General features: G+C 48.5%; 38 protein-coding genes. 1 reads left to right on the top strand and 37 read right to left on the bottom strand.

The genetic code is table 11. The annotated features are described in order from the left end of the window. Positions 1-109: 109 nt before the first annotated feature. The 37 genes from OGX67_RS00205 to mobI all read right to left on the bottom strand — a co-directional run bounded on the left by OGX67_RS00205 (position 110) and on the right by mobI (position 22632). A complete protein-coding gene (locus tag OGX67_RS00205; RefSeq protein ID WP_016241557.1) occupies positions 110-640 on the bottom strand; it encodes an HAD domain-containing protein in 531 nt (176 codons plus the stop codon). Positions 641-662: 22 nt separating this feature from the next. Further along, on the bottom strand, positions 663-1280 hold the full coding sequence (locus OGX67_RS00200) for a hypothetical protein (RefSeq protein WP_007372289.1): 618 nt from the start codon (positions 1278-1280) through the stop codon (positions 663-665). 69 nt (positions 1281-1349) lie between these two features. Then, positions 1350-1904, bottom strand: coding sequence for a hypothetical protein (locus tag OGX67_RS00195; protein WP_007372288.1), 555 nt, complete (start codon positions 1902-1904; stop codon positions 1350-1352). A gap of 154 nt (positions 1905-2058) precedes the next feature. Further along, positions 2059-2217 (bottom strand): hypothetical protein, encoded by a 159-nt coding sequence (locus tag OGX67_RS00190; protein ID WP_016241558.1) that lies wholly within the window; start codon positions 2215-2217, stop codon positions 2059-2061. A 20-nt stretch (positions 2218-2237) separates the two neighbouring features. Then, positions 2238-2546 carry a CcdB family protein gene (locus OGX67_RS00185; RefSeq protein ID WP_007372286.1) on the bottom strand — a complete coding sequence of 103 codons (309 nt, stop codon included), beginning with the start codon at positions 2544-2546 and terminating at the stop codon, positions 2238-2240. A gap of 2 nt (positions 2547-2548) precedes the next feature. Beyond that, positions 2549-2788 (bottom strand): type II toxin-antitoxin system CcdA family antitoxin, encoded by a 240-nt coding sequence (locus OGX67_RS00180; RefSeq protein WP_007372285.1) that lies wholly within the window; start codon positions 2786-2788, stop codon positions 2549-2551. A 138-nt stretch (positions 2789-2926) separates the two neighbouring features. Next, the gene (locus OGX67_RS00175; RefSeq protein WP_008786596.1) at positions 2927-3391 is read right to left on the bottom strand and encodes a hypothetical protein; all 465 of its coding nucleotides are present in this window, start codon (positions 3389-3391) and stop codon (positions 2927-2929) included. After that, positions 3388-4062, bottom strand: coding sequence for a hypothetical protein (locus OGX67_RS00170; protein WP_008786597.1), 675 nt, complete (start codon positions 4060-4062; stop codon positions 3388-3390). Before OGX67_RS00170 ends, OGX67_RS00175 begins: the two co-directional genes overlap by 4 nt. Positions 4063-4519: 457 nt before the next feature. After that, entirely contained in the window at positions 4520-5152 is a 633-nt protein-coding gene (locus tag OGX67_RS00165) for a hypothetical protein (RefSeq protein ID WP_007372282.1), read from the bottom strand. Between the two features lie 15 nt (positions 5153-5167). Continuing rightward, positions 5168-5308 (bottom strand): hypothetical protein, encoded by a 141-nt coding sequence (locus OGX67_RS00160; RefSeq protein WP_007372281.1) that lies wholly within the window; start codon positions 5306-5308, stop codon positions 5168-5170. 147 nt (positions 5309-5455) lie between these two features. Continuing rightward, positions 5456-5914, bottom strand: a complete 459-nt coding sequence (locus tag OGX67_RS00155; protein WP_008786599.1) for a hypothetical protein — start codon at positions 5912-5914, stop codon at positions 5456-5458. 52 nt (positions 5915-5966) lie between these two features. Continuing rightward, positions 5967-6164: a Lar family restriction alleviation protein gene (locus tag OGX67_RS00150; protein ID WP_032155220.1), complete on the bottom strand. Its 198-nt coding sequence runs from the start codon at positions 6162-6164 to the stop codon at positions 5967-5969. Positions 6165-6186: 22 nt separating this feature from the next. After that, entirely contained in the window at positions 6187-6882 is a 696-nt protein-coding gene (locus tag OGX67_RS00145; protein ID WP_007372278.1) for a hypothetical protein, read from the bottom strand. Positions 6883-7012: 130 nt separating this feature from the next. Then, positions 7013-7204: a hypothetical protein gene (locus tag OGX67_RS00140; protein ID WP_016241560.1), complete on the bottom strand. Its 192-nt coding sequence runs from the start codon at positions 7202-7204 to the stop codon at positions 7013-7015. Between the two features lie 181 nt (positions 7205-7385). Continuing rightward, positions 7386-7781, bottom strand: coding sequence for a hypothetical protein (locus tag OGX67_RS00135; RefSeq protein WP_024196081.1), 396 nt, complete (start codon positions 7779-7781; stop codon positions 7386-7388). Between the two features lie 26 nt (positions 7782-7807). Next, a complete protein-coding gene (locus OGX67_RS00130) occupies positions 7808-7972 on the bottom strand; it encodes a hypothetical protein (RefSeq protein WP_007372277.1) in 165 nt (54 codons plus the stop codon). A gap of 81 nt (positions 7973-8053) precedes the next feature. Beyond that, complete coding sequence (locus OGX67_RS00125) at positions 8054-8476, bottom strand: hypothetical protein (protein ID WP_024196082.1); 423 nt, start codon at positions 8474-8476, stop codon at positions 8054-8056. Between the two features lie 87 nt (positions 8477-8563). Then, a complete protein-coding gene (locus OGX67_RS00120; protein ID WP_016241561.1) occupies positions 8564-8884 on the bottom strand; it encodes a hypothetical protein in 321 nt (106 codons plus the stop codon). A gap of 20 nt (positions 8885-8904) precedes the next feature. Then, positions 8905-10977: an ATP-dependent DNA helicase DinG gene (gene dinG, locus OGX67_RS00115; RefSeq protein WP_016241562.1), complete on the bottom strand. Its 2073-nt coding sequence runs from the start codon at positions 10975-10977 to the stop codon at positions 8905-8907. A 94-nt stretch (positions 10978-11071) separates the two neighbouring features. Next, on the bottom strand, positions 11072-11365 hold the full coding sequence (locus OGX67_RS00110; RefSeq protein WP_007372274.1) for a hypothetical protein: 294 nt from the start codon (positions 11363-11365) through the stop codon (positions 11072-11074). A gap of 12 nt (positions 11366-11377) precedes the next feature. Further along, positions 11378-11683: a hypothetical protein gene (locus OGX67_RS00105; protein WP_016241563.1), complete on the bottom strand. Its 306-nt coding sequence runs from the start codon at positions 11681-11683 to the stop codon at positions 11378-11380. A gap of 154 nt (positions 11684-11837) precedes the next feature. After that, complete coding sequence (locus OGX67_RS00100; RefSeq protein ID WP_007372272.1) at positions 11838-12110, bottom strand: hypothetical protein; 273 nt, start codon at positions 12108-12110, stop codon at positions 11838-11840. Between the two features lie 114 nt (positions 12111-12224). Next, positions 12225-12500 (bottom strand): hypothetical protein, encoded by a 276-nt coding sequence (locus OGX67_RS00095; protein WP_007372271.1) that lies wholly within the window; start codon positions 12498-12500, stop codon positions 12225-12227. A 74-nt stretch (positions 12501-12574) separates the two neighbouring features. Continuing rightward, positions 12575-13051, bottom strand: a complete 477-nt coding sequence (locus OGX67_RS00090; RefSeq protein WP_007372270.1) for a hypothetical protein — start codon at positions 13049-13051, stop codon at positions 12575-12577. Between the two features lie 35 nt (positions 13052-13086). Next, a complete protein-coding gene (locus OGX67_RS00085) occupies positions 13087-13545 on the bottom strand; it encodes a hypothetical protein (RefSeq protein ID WP_007372269.1) in 459 nt (152 codons plus the stop codon). Positions 13546-13653: 108 nt separating this feature from the next. Continuing rightward, on the bottom strand, positions 13654-13920 hold the full coding sequence (locus OGX67_RS00080; RefSeq protein WP_007372268.1) for a hypothetical protein: 267 nt from the start codon (positions 13918-13920) through the stop codon (positions 13654-13656). A 92-nt stretch (positions 13921-14012) separates the two neighbouring features. Beyond that, complete coding sequence (locus tag OGX67_RS00075) at positions 14013-14606, bottom strand: hypothetical protein (RefSeq protein ID WP_007372267.1); 594 nt, start codon at positions 14604-14606, stop codon at positions 14013-14015. Between the two features lie 147 nt (positions 14607-14753). Next, positions 14754-15089 carry a hypothetical protein gene (locus OGX67_RS00070; protein ID WP_007372266.1) on the bottom strand — a complete coding sequence of 112 codons (336 nt, stop codon included), beginning with the start codon at positions 15087-15089 and terminating at the stop codon, positions 14754-14756. A 792-nt stretch (positions 15090-15881) separates the two neighbouring features. Then, the gene (locus tag OGX67_RS00065; RefSeq protein ID WP_007372264.1) at positions 15882-17054 is read right to left on the bottom strand and encodes a hypothetical protein; all 1173 of its coding nucleotides are present in this window, start codon (positions 17052-17054) and stop codon (positions 15882-15884) included. A gap of 168 nt (positions 17055-17222) precedes the next feature. Continuing rightward, the gene (locus OGX67_RS00060) at positions 17223-17927 is read right to left on the bottom strand and encodes a hypothetical protein (RefSeq protein ID WP_007372263.1); all 705 of its coding nucleotides are present in this window, start codon (positions 17925-17927) and stop codon (positions 17223-17225) included. 62 nt (positions 17928-17989) lie between these two features. Continuing rightward, on the bottom strand, positions 17990-18373 hold the full coding sequence (locus tag OGX67_RS00055; protein ID WP_007372262.1) for a hypothetical protein: 384 nt from the start codon (positions 18371-18373) through the stop codon (positions 17990-17992). Positions 18374-18386: 13 nt separating this feature from the next. Further along, complete coding sequence (locus OGX67_RS00050; protein WP_016241565.1) at positions 18387-18659, bottom strand: hypothetical protein; 273 nt, start codon at positions 18657-18659, stop codon at positions 18387-18389. A gap of 15 nt (positions 18660-18674) precedes the next feature. Continuing rightward, a complete protein-coding gene (locus OGX67_RS00045; RefSeq protein WP_007372261.1) occupies positions 18675-18926 on the bottom strand; it encodes a hypothetical protein in 252 nt (83 codons plus the stop codon). Positions 18927-19047: 121 nt separating this feature from the next. Continuing rightward, entirely contained in the window at positions 19048-19464 is a 417-nt protein-coding gene (locus tag OGX67_RS00040; protein WP_016241566.1) for a hypothetical protein, read from the bottom strand. Positions 19465-19476: 12 nt separating this feature from the next. Beyond that, positions 19477-20040: a hypothetical protein gene (locus OGX67_RS00035; RefSeq protein WP_007372259.1), complete on the bottom strand. Its 564-nt coding sequence runs from the start codon at positions 20038-20040 to the stop codon at positions 19477-19479. A 594-nt stretch (positions 20041-20634) separates the two neighbouring features. Beyond that, a complete protein-coding gene (locus OGX67_RS00030; protein ID WP_009652897.1) occupies positions 20635-21324 on the bottom strand; it encodes a hypothetical protein in 690 nt (229 codons plus the stop codon). Between the two features lie 876 nt (positions 21325-22200). After that, positions 22201-22632, bottom strand: a complete 432-nt coding sequence (mobI, locus tag OGX67_RS00025; protein ID WP_016241569.1) for a conjugative transfer protein MobI(A/C) — start codon at positions 22630-22632, stop codon at positions 22201-22203. A gap of 1183 nt (positions 22633-23815) precedes the next feature. On the opposite strand from mobI, the gene OGX67_RS00020 reads away from it, so the two are divergent. Continuing rightward, positions 23816-24838: a ParM/StbA family protein gene (locus OGX67_RS00020; RefSeq protein ID WP_007372253.1), complete on the top strand. Its 1023-nt coding sequence runs from the start codon at positions 23816-23818 to the stop codon at positions 24836-24838. Positions 24839-24939 lie beyond the last annotated feature (101 nt).

Genomic DNA, 24939 nt, shown 5'->3' with positions numbered 1-24939 from the left:
CCGACCCACATTCCAACAAAGAGGCAAATACCGATCAGGTCATAGACGTATTGTGGGATTTCATTCATAACGCATCCTCATTAATAATTTGTATTCAGCCTTAAACCGGTCATTTCATTAACCGAATCCGGTCTATCAAAGCGCTACCCTGCGTTGCATTCAGCCCCTCGTGCCGGTGAGTCAGGAACAGGGCAGGGCAGTCAGTTGGAAAGAGTCGAGCGGTATCGTCCACGAAGGTGTAATGCTGTAGGCCGAACCGTTTAACGACCGCCATGCATTCGTGATAACGCACGTGGTTATTCACCAGCCCATCCAGATCGGGATTGAGTCCAGCAATCCGATCGCGTATACCCGCAGGGAAATGACTCAGCACCATCTCCCGGGGTACGCCGGTACGCCAGTTTGTGGAAAGGATAATTCCCGTCTGCGGGCATTGCGTCAGCACGTGATCCAGCACAGGCATAAACTCCAGTGACCCGTTTTCCGCCCGGTGGAGTACACCGTCGATGTCCAGGAAAATCCAGTGACGACGGGCATCTATTTCCAGCCAGAACTCGCCCGCAGAGCGCCGGGTCGACATACAATCTATATCGTCCTGACAGGTAAACCTGACTAACCACTTCTGTAATAATCGGAACATAGAGGCCTCTCGCGGTAGTTGACTATATGCAGAACCGGCAACCATCAAAATCATACGGATTCTGTTGCCATGAAATACGGCCACACCCGGGGCAATTCCAGCGAGTCAGCCCCTTTGACTGTCGGCGATTTTGGCGTTTCAGCCAGGCAGGCATCAGCAGACCGGCCCCCTGCGTCATTTTACGGCGGTCTATCCGCTCAACACTGAAGGTAGGGCGCTTTGCAGCGTCAGGGATGTGATGGGGTAACCAGACGACATCAGGTCTATCTGCCTGTGGTGAGTCAAAAACTCTGGCAAGGGAAAAATCCGTGGTAGTACCCGCATCAGCCAGCCAGAACAGATCGTTTCCGTCCCATTGGCCATTAACGAAGCCGACATATTTGGTGGCGCTTTCGGAGAGAATGGTTTTTCCCGGTACAAACTGATGATCAACATGAAACACGAGATGGCGGTCGACTGCATCGGCATCAACCGGCAGGTCAAACTCCCGTCCCGTATTCCATGCGCGTTGTGCTTCCTCGCGGGTGTAAACCCGGGCATTACGCTGATCGGTGCTGTAACCTCTGCCGTGATGGCTATGAAAAGCGGTATTGCTACCAACGGTGTCACGCAAGCTGACCAGATAAAAACGGTCTTTCATGAAACACTCCAGAGGATGATGGCAGGAAAATAGCCCGGCGCGGCGGATACCGACACCGGGGAGGAGGGGTTAGCTTTCGATTTTGCTGACGTTTACGGTGTCATCGTCGTTACGCTTTACACCCAGCATGGTATCGCCATCGACTTCGATAATGCCGTCAAAGTAGTCGGTCATTTCGTCATAGCTGACTTCATCAAGGTCATCCAGCCGGTAGGAAGAGCCATCCGGCAGAACAAACTGACCATCCAGCGTGGCAAGGTCATACGCCAGCGGGGTAACCGTGAAGTAATACTCATCGGTGAACCAGACCGCGCCAACCACCAGTGGGTGAGAAATGTGGAATTCGACGGTGTTATAGCCCTGCGCTGCGATTGCATCCAGCAAATCAATGAAGCCGGGCATCGTATCGCCATCCCAGCCATCAGCCGATAAGGAAGGCTTGAGGTTATCCCAGTCGCTCAGACTGAAAAACACTGTGCCCTCACCGTCATCGCTGATATGGGATGAAATGTACGTCGCGCTTGCTTTTGAAGCCATTGCAAACAGGAAGTCCTCATCGAGCACGTGTTTGAGGGAGGTTTTAAAAACCTTGTCAGTGCCTGCTGCCGGGATAATCGCTAACATGAAACACCTCAGTGGTTGTGTTGGTCTGTTTTTATTATCGAACGACTGAGTCTGCTGACGAAGGAAAAAAGGGGACAAAAAGAGGCTGTTTTCTCAATAAAATCAGAAAGATTGTGACGGCCCGAATTCAGATGAAACGGGCGCAGACGGGGGGTTATTTGCTGGCGGATTCGGCTTCGTAAATGACTTCGTCGGCCCAGTCTCGATCAAATCCCGGCATCACCGGTAATGCTGCAACGACATCGGTAGGGAGGGCATCAATATAATCGCGCATGGCTTTTGCCACTTCCAGCAGTTCATTTTGCTTCATCATTTTCTCGCTCATTATCTCTGTCAGAAACCATCCAGCAGGAAGTCCACCGCACTTTTGATAGTGTGCCGGAACGGAGATGCGTCCATGACCGCCTGACCGAGCTGCTTCACGCGGACTGAAGCCATTTCATGCGTCATCAGGATAACGTCATTCCCTTCCACCTGTATGACCGGAGTTAATCGCGCAACCGGGGCCGAGGCTCCTTTTTTAAGCCGATGAAGGGGGATCACCAGGCGGGTATTTAACTCGCCAATGATGTCGCTCTGTATATCCAGCAGGTAAGGGTATGCCTGGCTGTTGCCGGGATTGCGGTAAACGGTATATTGCATTATCAGAACGTCCTGTATTCGTCAGACAGTAACCCATGCTCTTCAGTGATGCGGTTCAACTCCTGAATACCAGCACGATTCTGTCGTTTCCATTCTTCCGCTGCACTGGCCTTCAGTTTGCTCTGAAGCGCTTCTGCCAGCGTGGCGGACAAGTTAATCCCAGCGTCTTTTGCCTGCTGTACGAGCATTGGCTCAAGGGTGACACTGACGGTTTTTTTCTGGCGAGCAGCTGTAGCCTGCATGTGTCCTCCAATAAAAAAGCACGTGTCGATTACACGTGCTTTAAGTATGCGCCCATTTTATCCCACCAGCAAATTTGTTTGCCTCCGAGAGAGTCTACTGCGTCAGTTCAGCAGGTCAGATGGCCTAGACCGCAGAGGCTACGTTTTTCCAATCATGATAAGCAACACACGCCTGTTTGGCAGGTTGGCTGCAACTTTAGCTGCTTTATCAATGCTTTGTGCTGTATACACTACCCCTCTTTCTTTCAGGTTCTCCGCGTTCTGACGCAGCGTTTCCTCTGAAAAGCTGGACGACTCATCAATGCCAACTGGGCCGGGCTTTGCACCGCGCAAACTGAATGGCACAGGGCCATGCCAATCATTCTTTACCAGTAACAGTCGGGCATCAATGATCCGTCCTGGTAGCGTTCTTTCGATGAGGTAACTTTTTCCGGTTCCAGTGCTGCCAATCAGGCAAACGGTGTAACCGAAACGCAATGCCCATCGAATGATTAGAGCCCAATACCGCGCCCGGAACGCGGAAATGACAGGCATTTCACCTGGTCTAAATACCGCTGCGAAAAGACATGAATAGCTATATTTCTCAGCGTTACAATCTTTCATAAAACTTTATCCAGTGATGTGTTTTTGGGGAATTTTCTGCCCGCCCAGCAGGTAGCTGGTGTATCTGAAGTACATAACATCTTGTAGTTGCCTCTGACTATCTCTCTGGATATAGACTTATCAAATTCATTTCTATCCATATCAAATAGCCAGTAGAACCCATCAGCATAGATAATTGTGGTTCGATTGGGATCCGAAGCTACGACGCGAGCATCCGTAATCAAATTCTCCTCATAGCGCAAAGGCGAAGCGGAGAAAAAGAATATTATTAATACGAACCAACTCCCTATGAAACACGGTAAAACATGTTTTTTGCAATCCTTTAAACCATCTTTGTTGCCTTTCATTTTGTAGTCATAAAGACCAAGCAAAAAAAGTAAGAAAGAAAAAGCAAACCCCAGAAAAACGTGAGTATAAAACTGATGGATGCCGTCACTCCATGTAATACTGATACTTCCAGCATTTGTTCTTTTTGTTGTTATTTCTAATACGGAAATGAAAATGGCTGTTAACTGACTAAAACAAAATATTTTTATGCTTAATTCAGACTTAAACGCTTTGTTATATACTAATACAATCACAAAAAGTATTACGATTACAAAAGCTGTAATCATAAACTCACTCATCATCATGAGCACACTGTTATTAATACTGTAATTTATGTTCATCATCACTCCTTAATTTCACAACTTTTCATCATTTTATTTGAGAATTGACAGGCTTATCGAGTAGGGGGTTTAGCGTCCTTGAATATGTTCGCTCGTGTGGCGCTCACTAGACACCAGATAACAGAAGAAAGCAGAGCAAGCATTGCGTAAACCATTCGGAAGTTTGAATCCCACTTCGCGGTTACTATTGATTCATCGACCGCCTCGCGAACGCAGGGAGATTCGATAAGTGTCGGGGGAGTCGTGGATTGTGGCTCTTCGGTACATACCATTAGTTTGCCGACCGGAGCACCATCAATGACAGCCCTGGCTGCACTAACCAGATGCGCTGAAGGTGAACCTGAATAGTTCATGCAGATGAACGTGATAAATAAAGCAATCGCCGGGCCGGAGACCAGAGTGAAGAATGCGAAGCTGCGGCAGGCCGTAGTATGGCGATGCAAATTAGCGAGAAATGTCATCATGATTTGTCACTCTGGGTTTTAGTCGTATCCGACTCGGTGTCACATCGCTGGAAAGCTACTTGAGGAGGAATTTGATCAACCCCGGTAAAGCAATATTTCAGGGATAGTTGCTTTTTTCCCTCATCCAGTCCAACAAAAAAGATATCGACCGGATCTTCATGAAGTAGCTCTTTTGAGAGCCGGTTGTAGGCCATCCAGCTCCCAACCATATCGACCATTGGCTTAAATTTATCAGTTGCGTTATCTGTAGGTTTAAATGGAATTACACGGAAAACATTCCATCGTGAGCAACGAACCAGCAATTGAGCATCACTCTGAAAGACGTCCAGATCAGTGTTATTTGTCAGGACTTTACACAGCGACTTGAGATCGTTACCCCTGACCTCCAGTTGGCTGAAGCTTCTATAATACTTTTCACATCCAGTTAAGTGCTGAGCGTAGCACTGCTTCAACAGTGTTGTGTCGTTACTGGCCTGCAATTGAGTATCTTTCGCCACATAGGCATCACTGATAAGAAAATCGGGATAGAGGTGTCCCTCCCATAGCAGTTTCTCGGCGATAGCGCCCCCCAGCACCACCACCAATAAGATAAAAAAAATTGGGAACGTCTTACCCAGAGGTATTTTCATAAATCTCACCAGTCGTTAATTTGAGGTAAATTTGCTTTCCAGATTCAGAATGCATTTTTCATGTGCATACATGACGGCGGAATCATGGCCGTAATAGAGTTCGCCATTTTCACGCTGCCACTCACGCGCTTTTCGGGTACGGAATGCTTCTGACATATGTTTTCCACACAACTCACATGGCCCGAAAAAGTCGCTGCTGCGGCCTGTTGATTTTGTGAGTCTGACGATATTGCCTGTAGGTCTACCCATACTGCCCCCTGTGCTGCTGGCATTGACCGGCTGTCTGCCGTGCTAAATGAGTGGTTATTTATCCGCGTCATCATCGGATTCTTTCGGCACGAGTTTTGTATAGCTAAATGTCATATCAGAGGGACGGATCCCATAGCGCCACGGCTTTCTGCGGTAGTTAACTGCCTCGCTTACCATCCAGCAGATAAGAGCGATACCCGCCACTATCAGGTAGCCTTTGAGCAACAGCGAGTCCCATTGTTTAATGGCATCATCGGCATTCACCACGTGTCGCTGGCATTCTGAGGAGCGGAACGCGGCAAACACTGCTTTCTCTTCAGGGCAAACCATGACCGAGGTGCTGGTGGCATTTCCAACCAGACTACGGGCCTGATCGAGGAAGACCTTGGATGGTGAACTGGTAAGAACTGTGCAGAACAGAATGAGCAGTAACGCAACTGCCGGAGCAGTGACAAACGAGAAAATGAATGCCTGCCCGGATTTCCATAAAACGTCGCTGATGTAAAATTTCATGTCGGTGTTTCCTCTTATCGGTATTCAGGCCCAGAGCAGCCCGGGGCTTAATTTATGCTGACTGGAGTCCGCCAGATTGTTTCTCTTCAGCGCGGGTATTCCAGCGCGTCACAGCGGCTTGTTCGGAGTCCTGAAACGCCACCGTGGCCTCACAGGAATTGCAGCAGGCGCGAAAATTATTCGAAATCTCCCGAACCCGGATAGATGAACAACCGCAGAAAGGGCAGGGCTTGACGTTATCGTGTCTCATCGTATTTCCTCGCTGGTGGGCTTTATCCACCGAAGCTATTGAGCCGAATTTCAGGTTCATCACCGAGCTCGTACATGTGTCCCATTTCGTTCATGATGGTGCTACTGCCATTGAACCAGGTAACCATGCATCGCCAGTGCTGACTGCCGTTTTCACCCCAGCGGCTCACGCCCGCAGCATCCATTTCGTCTTCAGTGATAAAGAAATCCGCGCCCGGCAGTTTCTCGGCATCAAGGCAGATCTCAGGCTCAACGACGAAGCAGATACCGTTGCTGTTCATGACGTACATACGCCGCTCAAGGGTTTCAGTACTGACAATGACCTGCTTATCAGAAGTAAGGTGTGATTTAGTGACTTCCATGCGAATCAGGTTCTTTGCATTAGCCTGTCCACTCGCAAAAACCATTGACGCATTGCGAACCATTAACTCAGCAGCTTCTTCACCGAAGCTACGAAGGCCCATCAGTGCAAGCAACTCACTACATTCGGCTTTACCGAGGTTGCCAGTAGTCAGATTAACCACGCCTTGTAGAGTGCTCAGTTCAACCGGTTGTGACCGGAGGATGTCGCGAAGCAGTGTATTACCCGCCGTGCCCGGGTCGCTCCAACTGGAGGATTCGGGACGCTGATTTTCAAGAAATAGGGCGCTTTGCAGTAAAGCCGCTGGTGGCTTTCCGGCAAAACTCAGTTTTACTCTGACCGAATCGAATGGGTGCATGACGGCGGTTTCTCCATAATATCGTGAAGCTAAAAACTGTTTTAATCCTATTATCCCACCGGTCGACAATTGACGAAGTAATCGGGTATGAAATGGACACCCCTTCGATAATTCACATATAGCGAAGCCTTTACGCCTTTGTCTTATCCGCAGGCTGGGGAATGCAATAACTTAAGATGGTGATAGTTTCCCCACGCTTTGCTTTAGGCGCGGCACTCTGGCATTCATCATAGGTTTTGTAGTCAGGTATTTTCTGAGAGGTGACACCACTTGGATTAAGACCACTTGAATAAAGCCCAATCACGAGAACTAAAGTAAACATGTTATTACTCCAGAATGTATTGATGGAAAGTAAGTGAGAATGCCATTATCCATTTCTCCTAAAATCCCGAAAAAACTTTTCAAGAAAGGTACTTTTCGGTTACTTCAGCGTAAGCATACTTAGATCGCAAAATGAGTGAATAAATAACTTTGCTCTGCAATTGTTTTTGCTGAACTTCAAATTAATCAGTCATCGATTTCATCAGGCAAGTGAAAAGCTGAGACGTAAAGCTTGCCATCATGAAAATCCAAACCATCTTGGCAGTGATAATCGGAAATTCGAGAGTGCCAATATAATAAATAATAATTATCAATCCCCCCAAGGCCAGACATCCAAGGAGACCTGCTGCTGCCTTTAGGAAATCACTGCCTTCAGGATTCTGGAATGTGAATCCAGTTATAATCAGCGAGGAAAAACAAGCGAACAAACAAGTTCTATACAAAGGCCAGTCCCCGGATATAACATTTTCTCGAATAAGCACTGCCCATATCAAAAATTCAATGCTGAAAATAATCAGCGGAACTGCGAGCACACGAAATGAAAGTTTTTCATATAAAGTGGTAATAATTGATGTCATAGCAAACCCCGCTTGCAATATTCAAATTAATTTTCGTGGTTTTTACCTGCTTTTAACAAACGCGTTATTTCATCAGTAAGGCAGAAACTTTTCCCAGATGATGGTTTCCCGATAACCACAACGTGACCAGTACTTGGAGTTCCCTCTACTTTAAAAAATGCAAGTTTTGCATCGATAATTTTATTTTTCATTGCATCGGTAACCTTGTATGACGTGGGGGTAAATTTTGTGCGTTAATGTTCAATGATAATATTAATCGCGAAATACTGTATCTATAGGGTCTGTTGATTAAGACTATCCCTCTTGAAGTAAAATACAATCATCATTCCTATCTGTATGGAATAGGAAGCCAATTCAGCATATGTTACATAATTGCTTGTGATGAAGGAAAAACCTCGCGCGATTACAAGTAGGAGTATTGATGCAATAAACACTAAAACCCAAACGGTAAGCATTCCCAGCACTGAAAGAAAGTACTCATATTCATTTGGGTCGTAAAATACAAATGCTGTTGAGAATATTGCAATAATACATAACGGAAGTGATGTAGCGAGTTCCGACCATTGAAGGTCAATTTTTCCAACCACCAGCAATGTAGAAATGACAGCGTACTGTATAGCCGATAGAACTGTTACCGGAATCGCAGCTCGAATGAACTTAAAAACAGAATGTTGTGTTTTAGCCTGGTTTTTCATGTGTTACCACCTGTCATTTGTTTCGAAACCAATCATAACCAGAGTGATAGATTTCAGAGTGAATAAACCACTACAAAACGCCCCCATTTATTGCTGGACATCATCCGCAGGAGTGGCATAAAACTCACGACCTGACGCGCCGAGTTTTTTCTGAAGCTTCTTTGTTGCTTCAGCCTGACTTCGGGCCTTGAAATAGAACGTCCTGATAAAATCCCCATTGTTGTAGTTAACGTCCTCTGGATTTGCCCATTTCTGCATAGCAACAAACCGGATAGAAGGCTTCGGGATGGTTTTCACCTCGACATACCCCCGGCCCTTGCAGCGAAAACACACACCGCCTTGAACGTGCCGGAACGCTCGGATCTCACCCTTACCACCCAGACAGCGTGGGCATTCAATTTTATGCATAGCAACCTCTCGACTGTTGATTAACGAATTTCGCGCCTGAAAGGGGGCAGGGATGCGAGGATGTCTTTCCCGTAGGCTTTTGTCTTCAGGCGTTTATCCAGGATAGTCACCGCGCCGGTATCGCTCTCTGTGCGGATAAGCCGACCAACGGACTGGGTCAGTTTGAGGCAGGCCTCCGGTATCGAGATTTCCCGGAAAGCATCACGCCCGTTTTTCTCCAGCCACTCCGTCAGGGTCTGGCCCACCGGGTCGGTCGGAACGCTAAAAGGCAGCTTGGCAATGATGACGTTGTTGCAGTACACGCCAGGCAGATCCACCCCTTCACTGAAAGAAGCCATACCAAAGATAATGCTCGGCTCACCACGGTCGATTCTGAGCTTATGGCGCAGCAGTATTTCCCGTTTTGGAAGTGCCCCCTGTATCAGCAGAAGCGGTGAAATGTGTTGAGGCATCGCCTTGCTGACTTCTTCCATCTGCCTGCGGGAGGCGAACAGCACGAGGCAACCCTGAAGCCGAAGCACCAGTTTGGGAAGGAGTTCGATGATCTCCGCCGTATGTTCTTCATGATTGGTCGGAACCGAGCGCATACGGGGGATGAACAACACGCCGTTGTTCTGGTAATCAAACGGGCTGCGGGCCAGCAGGGTAGGTGTATCGACTGGAAGACCGGCCTGCTCCAGGAATGCGTCAAACTTGCTAAGGGAGCGGATTGTTGCCGAGGTCACAATGGTGGCATAAGCCTTCGACCAGAGCTCGGATTTCAGGTGTTCGCCCGCATAGACCGGACTGCAATTAATCACCACTTCGGTGCTGCGTTTAGTACGACGGACGTTAATCCACCGGGCCATAGGCATACCAGAGACGGTTTTATTCCCGCAGTATGAGGCCAGAGCCTGATGCATACCCGCCAGGCGATTTGCCAGCTCGCCGACAGCCATCTTTTGAAGGGCCAGTTCTTCCTCGCTGATATCCCGCCCGGCCTCATCTACAATCGCCGTCATTTTCACAACGATATTCTGCATCTCGTTTACTGTCTTTAACCCAGGCTTAAACAGGGCCGCAATATCTTCAGGAACGAAACCTTCCGGGAAGCGATAGATGTCCGATTCCGTGCCATTTGGCATTTCGTGATCGTTTCGCCAGTTCAGGGAGCGTAAAAGTGTCCCCCGCAGCTCACCGAGCTCATCACCGGCATGGCCCGCAAGCTCCACCAGCTGCTGCACGTGCTTTTCCATAGTCCCGCCGTAGGACTCTGGCATGGTCATTACCATGTCGAAGATTTCGCTCATGAAATGCCTGCTGGCATCGAGAGAGGCGGAGGTCGCAAAGTGGTTAATTGCTTTCTGCGGAACGTGGTGACCTTCGTCGAACACATAAATGGACTCTTCCTGCGGGGGAAGGATAATACCGCCTCCCAGTGACAGGTCAGACAATACGATGTCATGGTTGGCGATAACCACATCCACCGACTCCAGCAGGGCGCGGGCGAGGAAGAACGGACAACGGTGATAATGTGGGCAACGCTTTTTAGGGCACTGACTGCCAATAGCATTGACCCGACCCCATACCGCCTCATTGATCTCATCAGGATAGGAATCACGCTCTCCTGTCCAGTGACCACCAGCAAAGGCCTTGCTGATATCCTCCACATCATCGCGGATGTAGCCATAGGCATTCATCTCGCTTTCCATATGAACGTCACAGCGCATCTGGCAGAAGTAACGGCTACGGCCCTTCGCCATCGCATAGGAGAAGCTCAGGCCCGCTCTCGCCTGTATTTCTGGCAGATCCTTGGAGATGATTTGTTCCTGAAGCGCAACGGTTGCCGTGGAGATGATCAGCGTCTTATGCTTTTCCATCGCCAGGGGGATCAGCGGCAGACAATACCCGAGTGTTTTCCCTGTCCCCGTACCGGCCTCAATAACCCCGACGCGATACTGCTCCTCAGCGGGGGTAGCGTTAACGACTGCGCTGCAAAACGCCATCATGTCTACCTGCCCGGCACGAGGGGACAGACCCTTTGCGTCCAGGAAGAAGTGATAGGCTCGCTCAGTCATTTCAGCGGCAGTCATCCGGGGTTTATTGTCTGGCATATCCGTACCTTGTCCTCTGCTGCTCAGGAGGCACAGCCCGGCAGCGGCTATCGAAGTCAGGTACATCCTCATGCTGGTGGATGTACCGGGTTCATCAGTCTTCCAGTGAATGGCCTTTAAAGCGTCTCACATAGCGTTTAATTTCAGTTTCGGCCTGTTCCAGTACAGCTCGGTTGCAGTGCTCAAGAACACAGTAAGGCCCATGTGCTGGCCCGCCATCGCTGGTTTCGCAGGCATCAAGCTTGAGCCGAACGGAGGCATCGAAGATAAATTGGGTGATTTTCGCAATGGAGATCTGGTCTTTGTCTTCCTGCTCTTTGGTGTCGATGACATCGCCGTTATACACGTCGAAATCGAGCCGCAGGCGGTAAACTGTGTCGATTGCCATAATCGGATCCCTTCAGAGGATGTCGTAGATGACTGGGACGCGGCCACGTTCTACCTGTTGATTCAGGGTGCGGAAACCACCGTGATCAACGATGTAGAATTCACCCGCCACGGCGGAGCGATGGAAGTCGGCGAGCTCTTCAGTGCCAAAGACGAAAACCGGGGTTCCAGAGGGGACGGTCATGCAGGCAGTTTTTCCGCCATAGCCGCGAACCGTAAAGGTGATTACCCCATCCGCGCTGGTGGGCAGGAAATCGGCGAAAATCGAATGAAAGGCTTTATTCGCCTTATCGCTGAATACGTCGGTCAGTGTCTGCATGATGCGCCCCGTGATCTCGTTTTATGTTGTACTGATACCAGTACAACACGGGCCCGGCAGGTGACGAAGGCGATACGTCGGGTATTATCAGAATGAATATGTCGGTCTGAAATGGTTTATCAGTGAGCCATCAGCTCCGGCCCCGGGACGCGAATCAACGGTCGTTATGCTGTAGCACCTCCACGAACTGTCCGCAGCTGTCGCAGCAGTACTCATTGGCGAACCTGCCATCGTCTTTCCAGTTGTTTGCCCCGCAGCGGCAGAGCAGTACACGTACCTGAGAAGGGCGGATGCGAGCTTGACCGAATTTGGTTGTCCACTGAGGCTCGCCATCAAAGCGAAAAGAGTCAATGCGAAACCTGCTTTCGCGTTCGTAGGTGTTGAGGTATTTGAAGTACAGCTCTTCAGAGAGAATGGCATCGGTCATCGTGTATTCCCTGTCTGGCCCCGTGGAGGGTGATTTGCGGCAGAGTGTTGCGTTGCGAAAACTGCCAGGTTGTCGGAGCCATTACACCACGGGTCATACAGGTCACGAAGGGGGTTACTTACCAGCCAGCGCTTTCTCTTCCCTGGTAGCCAGGCGCATTTGCCCGAAACCTTCACGGATCAGCAACGGCTTTTCTTTCTTCCAGCCCTTAACGACGGACTCACCGAAACGACGCGGGGCGTTACCATTCCAGGTGGCTATGACGTGGTTATCATGGACTTCGACAATCACGACCGGGTGGACGACAACTGTTTTAAGTGTGGTGTTGCCCATATTTACCCGGCTAACCGACCAGACACTCATCCCGACTTCCAGCTGGCTTATTTTCATCTTCATTTCCTTCTAAACGAACGTAGTGCGCCACGGCGTAATGTCGTGACGCACATTACCATGCCCGGGGCTTATCAGAACATAAGCCAGGTGGCGTTACCGGCAGTATTTCTGGACTGGTAGGCTTTTGCCTGCGCGTGAAGCAGCTTCCACAGCTGACGAAGTGTAGCAGCATGATTTTCACCACCAGCATTAACCCGCAGTTCGCCGATCTCGCGGGTAACAGTGAAACAATTCCGGCTCTCATCCCAGCCTGAATGTTCACGCGCTTCCACCACCAGATCATTAGACGTATCAGGGCCGGTCTTTGCTGCATTCAGCACGAACTCCGTTTTAACAGTAATACGGCTGGCGTTATCCGGCGCATCCAGAAAGACGGTGAACCCCTCAGTTCGGCGGTCAGTTATACGACGGCTCCCCCAGGAGGTGATCCCCCTCTGGACACGCATCATTGAAAGAGCGTGGGACTCGGTTGCCTGCACTGTGCGATACAGGTCGGTCAGGGAAGAAAGGCTGAAGCTTTCAGGGGCAGTCTGGATAGCGTCGGTCATGGTAGATCCTCGGTTATATGGTGTGTTTTCTGGCTTCAGTAGCTGTCGTTTGCCACGTAATAGGACGTGCCTGGATAGAAGTAGCGGTAATCCGGCTGCATGTCATTGGTGATGACGGATGCTTCTTCCCAGACCCCGCTGGTGGACATAAACTCATCTGTCGTTTCATTCTCCAGCCGCATATAGCGTTCAGGAGCGCATTCCGCCCAGGCGCGTTTCACCGTATCCCAGTTAGCGTACTGGCTGATTTCAATATTCAGGGGCGCATTCTTCTCAGGCTGGTTACGGCGGGAACTCAGCACGAAATTCAGCTTCAGGACGATACGACTGTCGTTGTCAGGAGTATCCATCCAGATCTGGTATTCAGCCGTAGGCCGGGATGACTGGTTTTTGCGGCCCCACGAGGTGACACCGGTTTTAACCTGGACTATCGAGACTTTATGCGCATCAGTCTTGCCAACGCTGGTCATCAATTCAGACAGACTTTTAAACATGGTGCATCCCCAGTGATTATTGGTATGTTCGTTTTGTTTACTTATTAAATCACTGGTTACCCGGGTGACGAAGTCAGAGCCGGGTAAAAAAAGGACAAAATTTGCGGATTAGTGGCTGGTGGTGGTATTGGCCTGCGGGACAGGGCCATCGAACAATTTGTCAAAAAATTCCACGCCACGCTGGTACACATCGCGCAGCTCCATATCTTCACGCTCGGTCAGGCCCATCTTATTGAGCACGGCAAGGCCGGTACGAAGGCGAGGAATCAATACGGTTTCCAGATAGATCCTGCGGCCCGCAATAATTTCCGGGGATGCTTCATTGATGTAAAAATCAACGGTTTTCGTGATGCTGAAGTGCTTTACTTCGCTCATCGTCTGGTACTCCTCAGAATGATGTCATGATACTCGGTTTGATTCAGGGGAGGGGAGCAACCCGGGCAAACAAGCCCGGGCGCAGGCAGCAGTTATTCGAGACCCAGTGCAACGTGATCGCCATCATCAGAAAGGCGAATGAATAGCATCTGCGTACCGCCGCTCAAGCCGAACTGGAGATCCCAGCCTGGGACAGAAGATGTCTCGCATTCACGCACATCGATGACCTGGTCACGGTAGAGCAAGAAGCGTGTATCAGACTTGTCATCTTCAGCGACGTGGGCCATCTGATCAGCAAATTTGTCTTCGAGGTCGAACCAGCTTTCCAGCCAGACCTTATCAGAGACCAGGCTGATACCGCAGGCGGATTCCGCCGTGCCGGTCACAGCCTCAGCGACTGGTTCTACAGAAGTCATATTAAATACCGCATCAACTACCAGTGCCTGCTCTGAGGTCGCCGGGTAGATACCTTGCAGATAAACGCTATTGCCGTTCACTTCGAAGCCGTCTTCAAGACTGATGTCGTCATGATCAACGTCATAAACATCCGCGAGGTTGCGAAGACAGATCAGGTTGGCTTCATCTTCGTTCTCCGCTTCAATGCGCATCAGTGGCAGTTCGCCACCACTGGAGTCGGATTCATAGTAGTGAACGTAGAATACATTTTTCTCTTTGCTGGTGGTCATGGCGTTGCCCCGTGTTGTTCGTTTTGTTTACTTATAGTCTCACGGGGTATTCAGGTGACGAAGGAAATCGGGCATAAAAAAGCGGGGATTTAACCCCGCCAGTTTTGATATTTATAATTATGCCAACATGTAGTTCCAGCGCAGTTATTACTTAGGCCTTGGGCCTTTTCGTGTATTACTTTTTTCTGGCTCTTCCACCGACTCTTCTGCTGGTTTTTCCACCGACTCTTGTGTTGGCGTTGTAGTGGCTGCGGCTGCTGCTGCGGCAGTAGCGGTTGAATCGTCATAATCAGTGGTAGCAGTAACATCACCCGATTCAGTCATATGGAGAGTGACAGTGACAGGTTTGCCATCAACAGCAAAATTGAGACTAACTGAACCTTTCATCTTCAGTAAGAGTGCGGCCCGGGTATATCCATCGGAAAGTTTTAAACCAACAGAAGCTAAAGCATCAGCAATTTTGTTATGAATATCGTTGCTCATTTTCATTCCTTAATGTGTGTGTATTAGCGGAATATCAAATCATAAGACTTCAACTGAAAAAGGGTCAGAAGTGAAAAGTTATTTTCTATACGTATGATGGCACAGGAAGGTGGGGTGACGAAGAAGAATAAGCAAAAAAAAAGCGGGGTATTATCCCCGCAAAACTACACACAGCAATTCAATAAAACAACTTCCAGGGGGGCGATGCACACATCACAACTTCGGTCTGTCAGACGGGAACCGGCCTTGGGCGCTTGTATCCCATTTGACGAAAATTTGGTTTTAAAACCGGTAAATCGTTACTCTTTCTTCCTGCTACCCCGGTCTATCACCGGGGTAGCGGAGTCCGCCATTCTCGGCAGCGCCAGCTGATCAGATTACATAGACTCAGATTTAAAGTTACGCGTTCGCATATAACCTCCTTAGTGTGGGCCGGTTCACTGGATTGTGAATTGTCAGTAACGCTAAATTTGTAGACTTCAGGTCTACAGCCTGGCTTATATAGGCAGGCGCGGCAGTTTTTTAAGAGTTTGAACGTAACGAGAGCATTTACATAAATCCTCCTTTCTGTAGCTGACCAGATTTAACGTCTTTGTCTATTCAGTGAACCATACCCTATTCATGTGACGAAGGTTTCTGAGTGTAAAAATACGTAATAAGCAACGCTATTATCGCTAATTCTAAAAATAGGGCGAATTAAAATACCGGCAAAACGCGGACGTTTATACCGGTATTATTTCTGAGCTGCTGGTGCAATATCGCGAGGTAAGCTGTAGTCAGCGCGGCAGGTACTTAACGGCTAGGCTTGCTGGTGGTTAAGGCCTCATCCTGCGCCAGCAACGTGATCACATCCCCGGCAATCTCCGGGCGGATACCAGGCGATTTATGCGCGGCATGGGCCGCGACAGCCAGCGGTCTCCAGTTGAGTGATGCTGCAATACGTCTGATCTCTTCAATAACCCGGAATGTATCGCTCTCCAGCGCCAGACCCGCACGGGCGGTATCGAAAGATACGCGCTGCGCCGAAGTGAGCGGCGAGTGCTTCTTCAGTTCTGCGGTGATGATACGCTGCGCTTCAGCACCGATTGACGCGCCACCTTCGACGACCCCGGTTAAACCGACGAGCTTACCTCCATCACTGCGGCTATTATCGTCTTTAACCCTGGGTGGCGGGGCCAGGGCGGTCAGATCCACGTCCTGCTGTAAGAGCTCCAGCAGGTCAGCCAGCATATCGGGTTTAATCACACCTTTTAAACCCGCTGCGCGTTTCGCTAGGCTGACAGGAGAACGGCCCAGGCGGGCGGACATCGCAATAAGGCAATTAGCCAGAACAAAGAGGTCATCAACCCCAATCAGTGGCGCACACTCTTGCCTGAACGTCTGATCATCCCGGAATGCAGGAGCTGGTGGGGCCGGTTTAGGCGTTTTGGCCTTTGCCTGCGGCTTGTCATAACCACGTAGGGCTTTTTCTGCACTGTCTGAAACCTTACGGATGCTTTGCGCCAGATCATCACCACCTGCCAGGCCTGCGGTCAACTGAAGCATATAATCGAGCCTGCCGAGCATGTCAGGGGAAGCAAGCCCGGTCGCTATCTTCTGGCTGATGTCGTTAAGGTTGCTGAGTATACCACCGGCGATTTTAGACGGAGGAGTAACAACCGCCTGGACATTATGGCTGGTATGAATTTCCCGCGACACCAGGGTGAGGACTTTGCGCCAGTCAGGTTGTACACCAGCATCAAGCGTCTCAAGGTGGCTTATTGCATTTCTCAGGCTATCCCATCTGGATAGCTGTAGAGGGTCACCGTTCTGCTTTCCTGATTTCAGCCACTGAACGAGGTAGACGAAGTCAGATGTAGCTGAGGCCACCAGCCCGGCAATAACGCGCTCTCTTGCTTGAGGCGTTGTAGGGTTAGATCTTCGCACCGGCAGACGGTCATTTTTATGTGCCGTTGGTCTTTTCATTTCGAATATCTCAACTTGGTTCCATCAACGATAACTCCGCGCCCGGGAGCCAGACAGCATGAAACAATGTATTTACCATGTTTGATAAAAGCGCAACCGGCAGCGCCGTCAAAAAAATGCTATATGACAGCGCTGGTTAGAGCAGAAAGATTCAGGGAGGTTTTACATCTACTCTCGATCATCTGTGAGGAAGAGATGCAGTTGAGTCACAAAGGCATCGAGATAAGGGGTATTTCTGGCATTGTCTGCAAAGTTCATTTTGGCATTGGTGTCGTCGTATACATGCATCCAGCCGCTGTTTCTGGCAATACGACGTACATCAGTATTTGCCGGGTAGAGTTTCCCAATAGCTTCACGCAGACCTTCAATTTCTGAGATCAACTGCCGGGCATTCGCAGCAGGCTCAGGAGCCGATGGGACGAGAACCCGGAATTCAGCGGTTTCCGGCTGCATCTTAATCACTTCAATGACTTTGTCCCGGGCAACGGAATTCCATTCAGTAGTCATGCCGTTGTACTGGTTTCGGATGCGGAACTGGTAAACCGGCTGCTGTTCGTTAACAAGCAACCAGGCATCGGCAAGTGCAAGATAGAACGAGACAGGCCGGTTTATCATCTGGTGTTCCTGAAGGGCTTTTTTATAGCTATGGACATCTTCAGGAAGGACATCAGTGATACTGGAGGTGAATTTTAGCGGATCCAGTGGACAGACCGGGCCGATAACCCTAAGCACAGCAACAGGATTATTACCATCATCAGTAAACCAGAAGTCATTTTCTGGGCCGATATTGAGCCTTACATCTGCGGTCTGATTCTCTGCGAGAACGGCCTGCACCCGACGACCGTTCTGCCACCAGCGTGGTGTACCTTGCATACATACCTCGTACAGGAAATTAGCCCGAAGCCCACCTGCTGGTGGGCGGTCGGAACACAAGTCTACTGAAGGTACTGCTCTGCCTGAGCAATACGAGAAAGAGTACCGGCATTCGGTTCAATCATCTGGATACGTCGGCTGTCCTCCAGTAAACCGGCAATAAGGTGCTTGTCGGTATATGGGGCATCGTCATCCCCGAGCATACGGCGGATAGCAGATAAATCGCCGGATGGAACCGGGTATACCGACTCAATAAAGAGCTGGTCACCGTGAGGATTCTCCCACTCATATGGGGTTTGGGCGGAAGCAGCAAAACCCGAATCATTCAGACGTGCGAAATCTTCAAGCGCCTGGAGGCGGGCCGCAGATTCATCGGTAGCGTAGATTAGGATCATTCGCGCCGTCTCAGGCGATGAGCAGAACAGCAAAATGAGAAATGGCAGCATGTTATAGACTCCTTCAGTTTGCGACTTGTTGAGCTGGCGGTGTGGCTACGCTAGTGAGTTGCTTAAGGCGAATGTTCAGCTCATGAATTACATCATCGCGTTTGCGCCAGCTGGTGGATGGTAGAGCCAGGAGCGCTTCAGCTTCGGACACGGAGAGACCGGCCAGGTGAGCTTTCGATGAAATCTCTGCGTTATATAATTGCTTCAGCACAATCAATGAGTGCTGGGAGGATGCAGCCATCATCATGAAATGGCGAAGCACCGCACAATAGATTTGAGTAGACATATTAAGCCGCCTCGTTCAATGCGTGAGGTAATGATTAATGGCATGTTCAACATAGCCAACAGATTTACCCACCAGGTGTGCAAGCTGCTGCACATGATGATGGTGAACTTCACGGCACGGGCCAAATGAAGTGGTGTAGCGATACCAGAGGCTGCGGCCTACAGAAAAAAGTTCTTTCTCTGTCTGCGGGCGAACTGGATAACAAACAGGACGTGCAGATGTAGTGCGACGAACGTTATTTCGTACTTGATGAATTGCAGTATTCATAAATCACCCCGCGTATGTTTTTCGTTTTGTTTACTAACTTCAGTTAAACACACGCTGGGTGGCTGACGAATAGAAAATCCATAAATAAATGAGCTAAAGATTTAAGCTCTTTATGAAAGAATTATTCTGGGGTTGGAAACCAGATAATGTCCGAAATAGGCTTATTGCCCGTCAGTAAAGCGAGGCTGGAATGCAGTTCTTTAACGACCTGCTTATTATCCTGCGTTTGCTCAAGTGCGGTTATAGCCTTTAGCAGGGTATTTGCCACAGATGCTTTAGCATATGCCTGCGGTGAGCCGATTAGCACCTGACGCATTAGCTCCGCATTGTTAGAAGCCAAATAGCCTTGCTCCTCGGAAATTCTTTCTGCATCGGGTGCTGAAATAACCAATGCGGCAAGTTCGTGATCGTTTGCATAGTTGATAACATCAGATAGCATTTCGAGAGCTGTGGTATCTGTCATGATAAAGCCGTCAGCTACCCACTGAGGAGCAACATCGAAGCGAACTACCCAGGAATAAGGTTTAACGTTTGACATACAGAGACCTCATTAAAGAGAGATATAAGCGTCGGGATTTTCTTCAACAGAAAGAAACTCAATATCTTCGAGATGCATTCCTGCATTACGAATGCCTACCTCGGATAACCACGACAGTATTGTTTCATGATCCGGTTCACCAGAAAAATCAACAAAGGCTGGAAGAGCCCAGTCGGGTGTATAGCCAGCGCTATACATTACAGTGGCAGTAAAGCGCCCAATGTGGGGAATTTTGAAAAGGATGGATGCCTGCTCAGGGGTATTAATTACCATGCCGTGATGATAGACGACATCCCAGTTTACCCCATGCTCCCCTGTATTTCCTCGATAGAGATGGTGGCGGTCAACGGCCCAAAGGACACCTTCGCTATCCAACCAGCAGAAATAATTATTATCTGGGGATAACGTGATCCCAAGGTTCATTAACTCCGCCACCAGCAAGCAAGGGTTAATATCAGTTACAGTTTTAATAATCGTCAGCCCCATCTCGGTTCCGGTAGTAACTGTCAGTACCTTGGAGGCACTGATCCAGAATTGATAACCTGCTTCTTTAGCCTTCGCGATTAAATTAAACATTGTTGCTTCCCATTGAATGGCAGTTAGGTCAATAACAACATGAGGCTGGTGGGTGACAAACAGGGAATCTGACGATATTTCAAGAAAGAATTTAGCGATGAGAAATGCAGGGGGAACAATATGGTCTGTACTTGCCAGCGCTTCGCTCGGCCAACCCCTCGACAGCCCGAAAACAAGTTTCGGTCTGCCTCACGGTTATCTACTGACAAAGGCGGGGATTATTCGGGGTACTGTATGAACTACACAATTTCAATCGGAACAAAAGAAAGCAGCAACCCCTAAACAAATGATTGAGAGTAACCAGAAAAAGGCGAGTACTACTACAGCGCTTAAAGATAGTGGAACGGTTTTTGATAGCATAACGCCCATACCTACACCAAATGAACATAGTGCGATAGATCCTAATTTCAATTTGCTCTTATACGAAATTAACATTGGCTTCTCCTCAAAATAGGTGTGGTGCTTGCCAGCGCTTCGCTCGGCCAACCCCGAGACAACCCGAAAGCAAGTTTCGGTCTGTCCCGGGGTTCCGGGTAACGGCCAGACTTACCGCAGATCTTCTTTAGCGTTAATCATATGACATATGAATAAGAATTAATCACGATACAACTGGATAAAACTCTCCACACGGGTTCCATCACAATAGCTCGGCCAGGCGTTCATCACAGGTAGTTCTTCTGTTGTGAATCTTCCCAGTGCGAGAGCTACAGAATACCAGACCGGGAAAATCGTATTGGCTGATGTCATATTCCCATTGTTGATTAACTCATAGAGTCCGCGTCCATTAGCCCATGCACTTTCTGGTGTATCACCGGCAAGGTAGTTATCCACCCAGATGGATGGTGACAGAGCCTGACCTTTCGCCAGTCTCGCTAACAACTCGTACCACTTCAGATATTCCGTGGTTCGCAGTGAGAGAATCGGGATTCCGCCACGTCTTAACAGTGCTGCCGCAGAACGTGAGTCTACCGGTGCGGCAATTCTATCCAGGTGGTTACGGGCTTGCTTTATCCGTGCTGATATTCCCGCAGGGCTCACTCGGGAGATGTATTTCTCCACCGTCTCAGTAGCTTCAGCGATATCCGGGGCCAACGAACCATCAACATGGAGGGGACATAAAACAAGGCCGGTATCATCGTGAGTCACCCAGGCAGAATTGTCAGTCGGGTTCCTGACGATAGACAACGACTCACTTTGACCCAAGATCGTTAACCTGAATGACTTAAGCCTTTCGGCTATCCAGCTGCCTCCATCACCAAAAACCTCAATGCGCTCGTGACTCATACCGCATCACCTCTACAAGTGCTTTACATTCAGACCTAATCATAACGGCTTCCCCGTTCGGAACAAAATCAGGGCATAGCCAAACCATACTCAGGAAATTTACAGATATGTCGATCTACAAAACGCGCTCAAAACGCTCAGGCGCGTTTTAATCAATCCGATCGTGAAAATACCAGGGGGATAAGCTCAGAATCGTTCTGAGGCGATTCTGGCGTGGTTTTATCCCAATAACGGATCCTTTTGCGAATACAGATCGGTTTACAAGGGAATTTGGCTGGTATGAGACGGAGATGATCCACTTTGATAATCTGAGCGATAATTTGTTAATGGTTTCGTTTTGTTTACGCGTGTATCGGGAGGGAAGTTATTCCGAACGAGGGTATCGACTTCATATTGTCCGTTTCGATAGCCGATCACAATTTCTAAGCGGTACTCGCCGCGACAAAAACCCCCGGAGGAAAACCATGTTGGTTATTCACTTTTGGTTTTCCCCGGCGATTAAAACCAGGGCAACCTCCGGTTGCCCATAAAAACCCCCGGAGGAAATTCATCTTTCCTCCGACATCGTGCGGTTTGATTATTACCATGCTCAACCTCCCGATGTAAAAATAGAGAAAACCGACGCTATCGCTTCCGCTTTGTTTACCTTCCATATTCGCGCCCGCGAAATAGTCCGCTGCATTCCCACCCGATCATACCCGGGCGAAAACACTCGCGATCATATTGCGATCATCCTGATTCATTTCCGCCGCGATAAGTCCGCTATCGCCTGAAGGCTCACTAACAGATCGCCTGAAGGCTCACTAACAAAAATACCAGGTCATCGCCTGGTATTCATGTATATCCGTTATGTTTACTCCAGAGCGGTTTGTATTTCTAAAGCTGTTTTCTTAGGTGAGTTATTCGAAGTGAAAGTGCCTGCCGAATTGCACGGTTTTTTCGTAACTCATCACGCAACCAAATAAGCTGACCTTCATACAGTTCGATAAGCGCAAGTTCTCGCTGGCTTGCATCCTTAAATTTCGCTGGTGGATATGATTCGCCTTTGTTGAGAGGTAGGTATTTGGGAACGACACGATCAATGCCTCCACCAGCTTTGCGCAAAGGTGTCAATCTGGCCCAGCGGATCCTGATAGTTGTTCCTTGCCTGGTTACGTTAAAGCTGTACCGTGCCTTCTCGTCATCAGCAATAGCTTTGTCCCAGTATTCCTCCCGAAGACTATTGGCCTCGTTAAACAGAAGTTCTGCGGCTGAATCAACCGCATCACGAGCCTTTTCCAGATCATTGATGTACCCGACGAGTTGCATAAAACCACCTCGATGTTTTTTGATTAGGACTTAACCCCAAAAAAGAGAATCTCTATTATTACGCCAGAACTCTATGTTTCTGGAGAAAGAGAAAACTCCTTTTCAGGTTCGATTTTTAGTTTTCAGTTCCAAAACAGGAAAGATTGATTCTCCAGTTAAGTATCTTTCTGGGTGTTCTCATTTTTTGCATGTTTCTGGAGAATACAATGGCAATCTGGTGATTGAGCTATTAATATCTATCTGTACGGGTACTTTTATCAAGCCATTTTATTTTAATCAAGCAGTTTGCCAATCTCTATATGATATGGCAGAAAACTACGTTTCTGGGCATTTCTGATTTTTAATAGGTTTCTGGGGAATATAATGGAAACTTACTTCCCCTAATGTAGAGGCGATTAACGGGATGACGCCCACCGCTGCACAAACCTCTTAGTAAACGATTATGTAGAGTCGCTATATGATATGGCAGAAACTTATGTTTCTGGCTTTTCCACTTTTTGTTACCTTTCTGGAGAATACAATGGCAAACGCAGCTGAAACTTCCATCACCTCCCTCCGTCTTCAGGATCAATCCTAAATCACAGTAACTTCATAGTGATTTATGTCACATTTTGTAGGTATATATACTAGTTTGAGAGAGTTTTTTTGGGGGGGAAGTGAAGGGGAGATATGCATATTTAAGTGAAATTATAACTTGTGCTTAAGTAAAATTTTCACGAAGTGTACCCTTGAGTAATCGCCACAACATACCTTAATTCACCTCACCGAAGCATGTGTTTTTAGTATATATACTCCGCGAAATCCCCAGGCGGAAAGCCAATCTAAATGTGTTGCCCTCATACATTACCACCTAATTTCCTCAGTCTGATTTAGGTTAGGGGTTAAGGTTTTTAGGGCCGGATTTAGCCATATATGACGTCCAGTTTCATGCAGCATTTATGTACATATCTGACATTTTAAACGTCCGTATCTAGCCATTATTAATGTCAAAAATGGGGACGTTTTGCCGATAAAAAAAATGGTAATCGATGATCGTTTGAATACCATGTTACAACTTGTTAACGGTTAATTCCCGACGTTGACAGAGGGAGGCCACCTTTCTTTACGTTAGTGCGAACCCCTTTTTGGCGCTCAAATGTTATCGGAGTGGCAGTAATTCATTTTTAACTTGCAGGGTTAACGAATGAGCAATGACAAATTGGTTGTCTGCGGAATTGATATTGGATACAGCAATGTAAAAATTGCTGTAGGGGATTCAGCGGATGACAAACCCACAGTCAGTATTTATCCGGCCTACGCTACGAATGAGCCAGTAGATGATGTGCGGCTGGTAAAGCGTAGCTGCGAACATGAAGTGTTGGTGTACCCAGGAGGTAAAGAATGGCGGGCTTTTACCGAACGCCCCGATGCGCGTGAGCTGCATGACCGTTACCACATGACAGAAATGTACCTGGCACTATATCTGGCCTCACTGGATAAAATCACTGCTAAAGCAGGCAATGAAATCGACCTGGTAGTAACTGGTTTACCTGTCCGTCTTGCTAATGAAAGTGAACGCGCGAAACTGACTGCGAGGCTCACCGGTACGTTTACTATTGCGCCAGGAAAAACAGTGACTGTTAAAAAATGCCTCGTTCTTCAGCAGGGCGTTGGTGTCATCAATGACATCGTTAACAGACCGGGCCTTATCAGTCAGGAAGAATTAGAGAAGTCGACCATTCTCGTGGTTGACCCTGGCTTCTTCTCGATGGACTACATCGCCTTTAAGAGCGGAAGCAGGGTATCAGGCTCTTCAGGTTCATCATTAAAAGCAACCAGTGCAATTATCGAAAGCATTGTGAACCGCCTTAATGCCGATAACCCGGAAGAGCGAATTGATGATCTACCAGAAATTATTGAAATCGCTCTCCGTAACAATGAGCAGTCTTTCTTTAATGGGTTCCGCCACATTTCCCTACGTCCTCTGCTTGAAGAAGCTATTCCCTCCATCGCCAGTGATGTAGTCAAAGAGTTGCGAAAATCGACAAGGGTTCTCGGGCCAGTCCATATCATTGCAGCTGCCGGTGGTGGGACAAGGTTCTACGAACAGACCATACGAGAAGAATTCCCCCGAGCCAGGATCGTATCGAGCCCGTTGCCTGTTGCCAGTAATGCCATTGGTTTCTGGAACTATGGCGTTGACTTGATGCTTTACGGCGATGATTGAGCAAAGGGGGTTTCATGCAAGTTTGACCTGCTCCCCGTTGATTAGTACACCCCGATGTTAGTAATGTCTTCATAAGCCACATGAGGACATCCCCATGAAGA

This window comes from Citrobacter sp. Cf118 (genome assembly GCF_030334095.1).
Lineage (GTDB): Bacteria > Pseudomonadota > Gammaproteobacteria > Enterobacterales > Enterobacteriaceae > Citrobacter > Citrobacter freundii.
The sequence above is the reverse complement of the archived record's forward strand: the minus strand, read 5'-3'. Positions and strand labels throughout refer to the sequence as shown.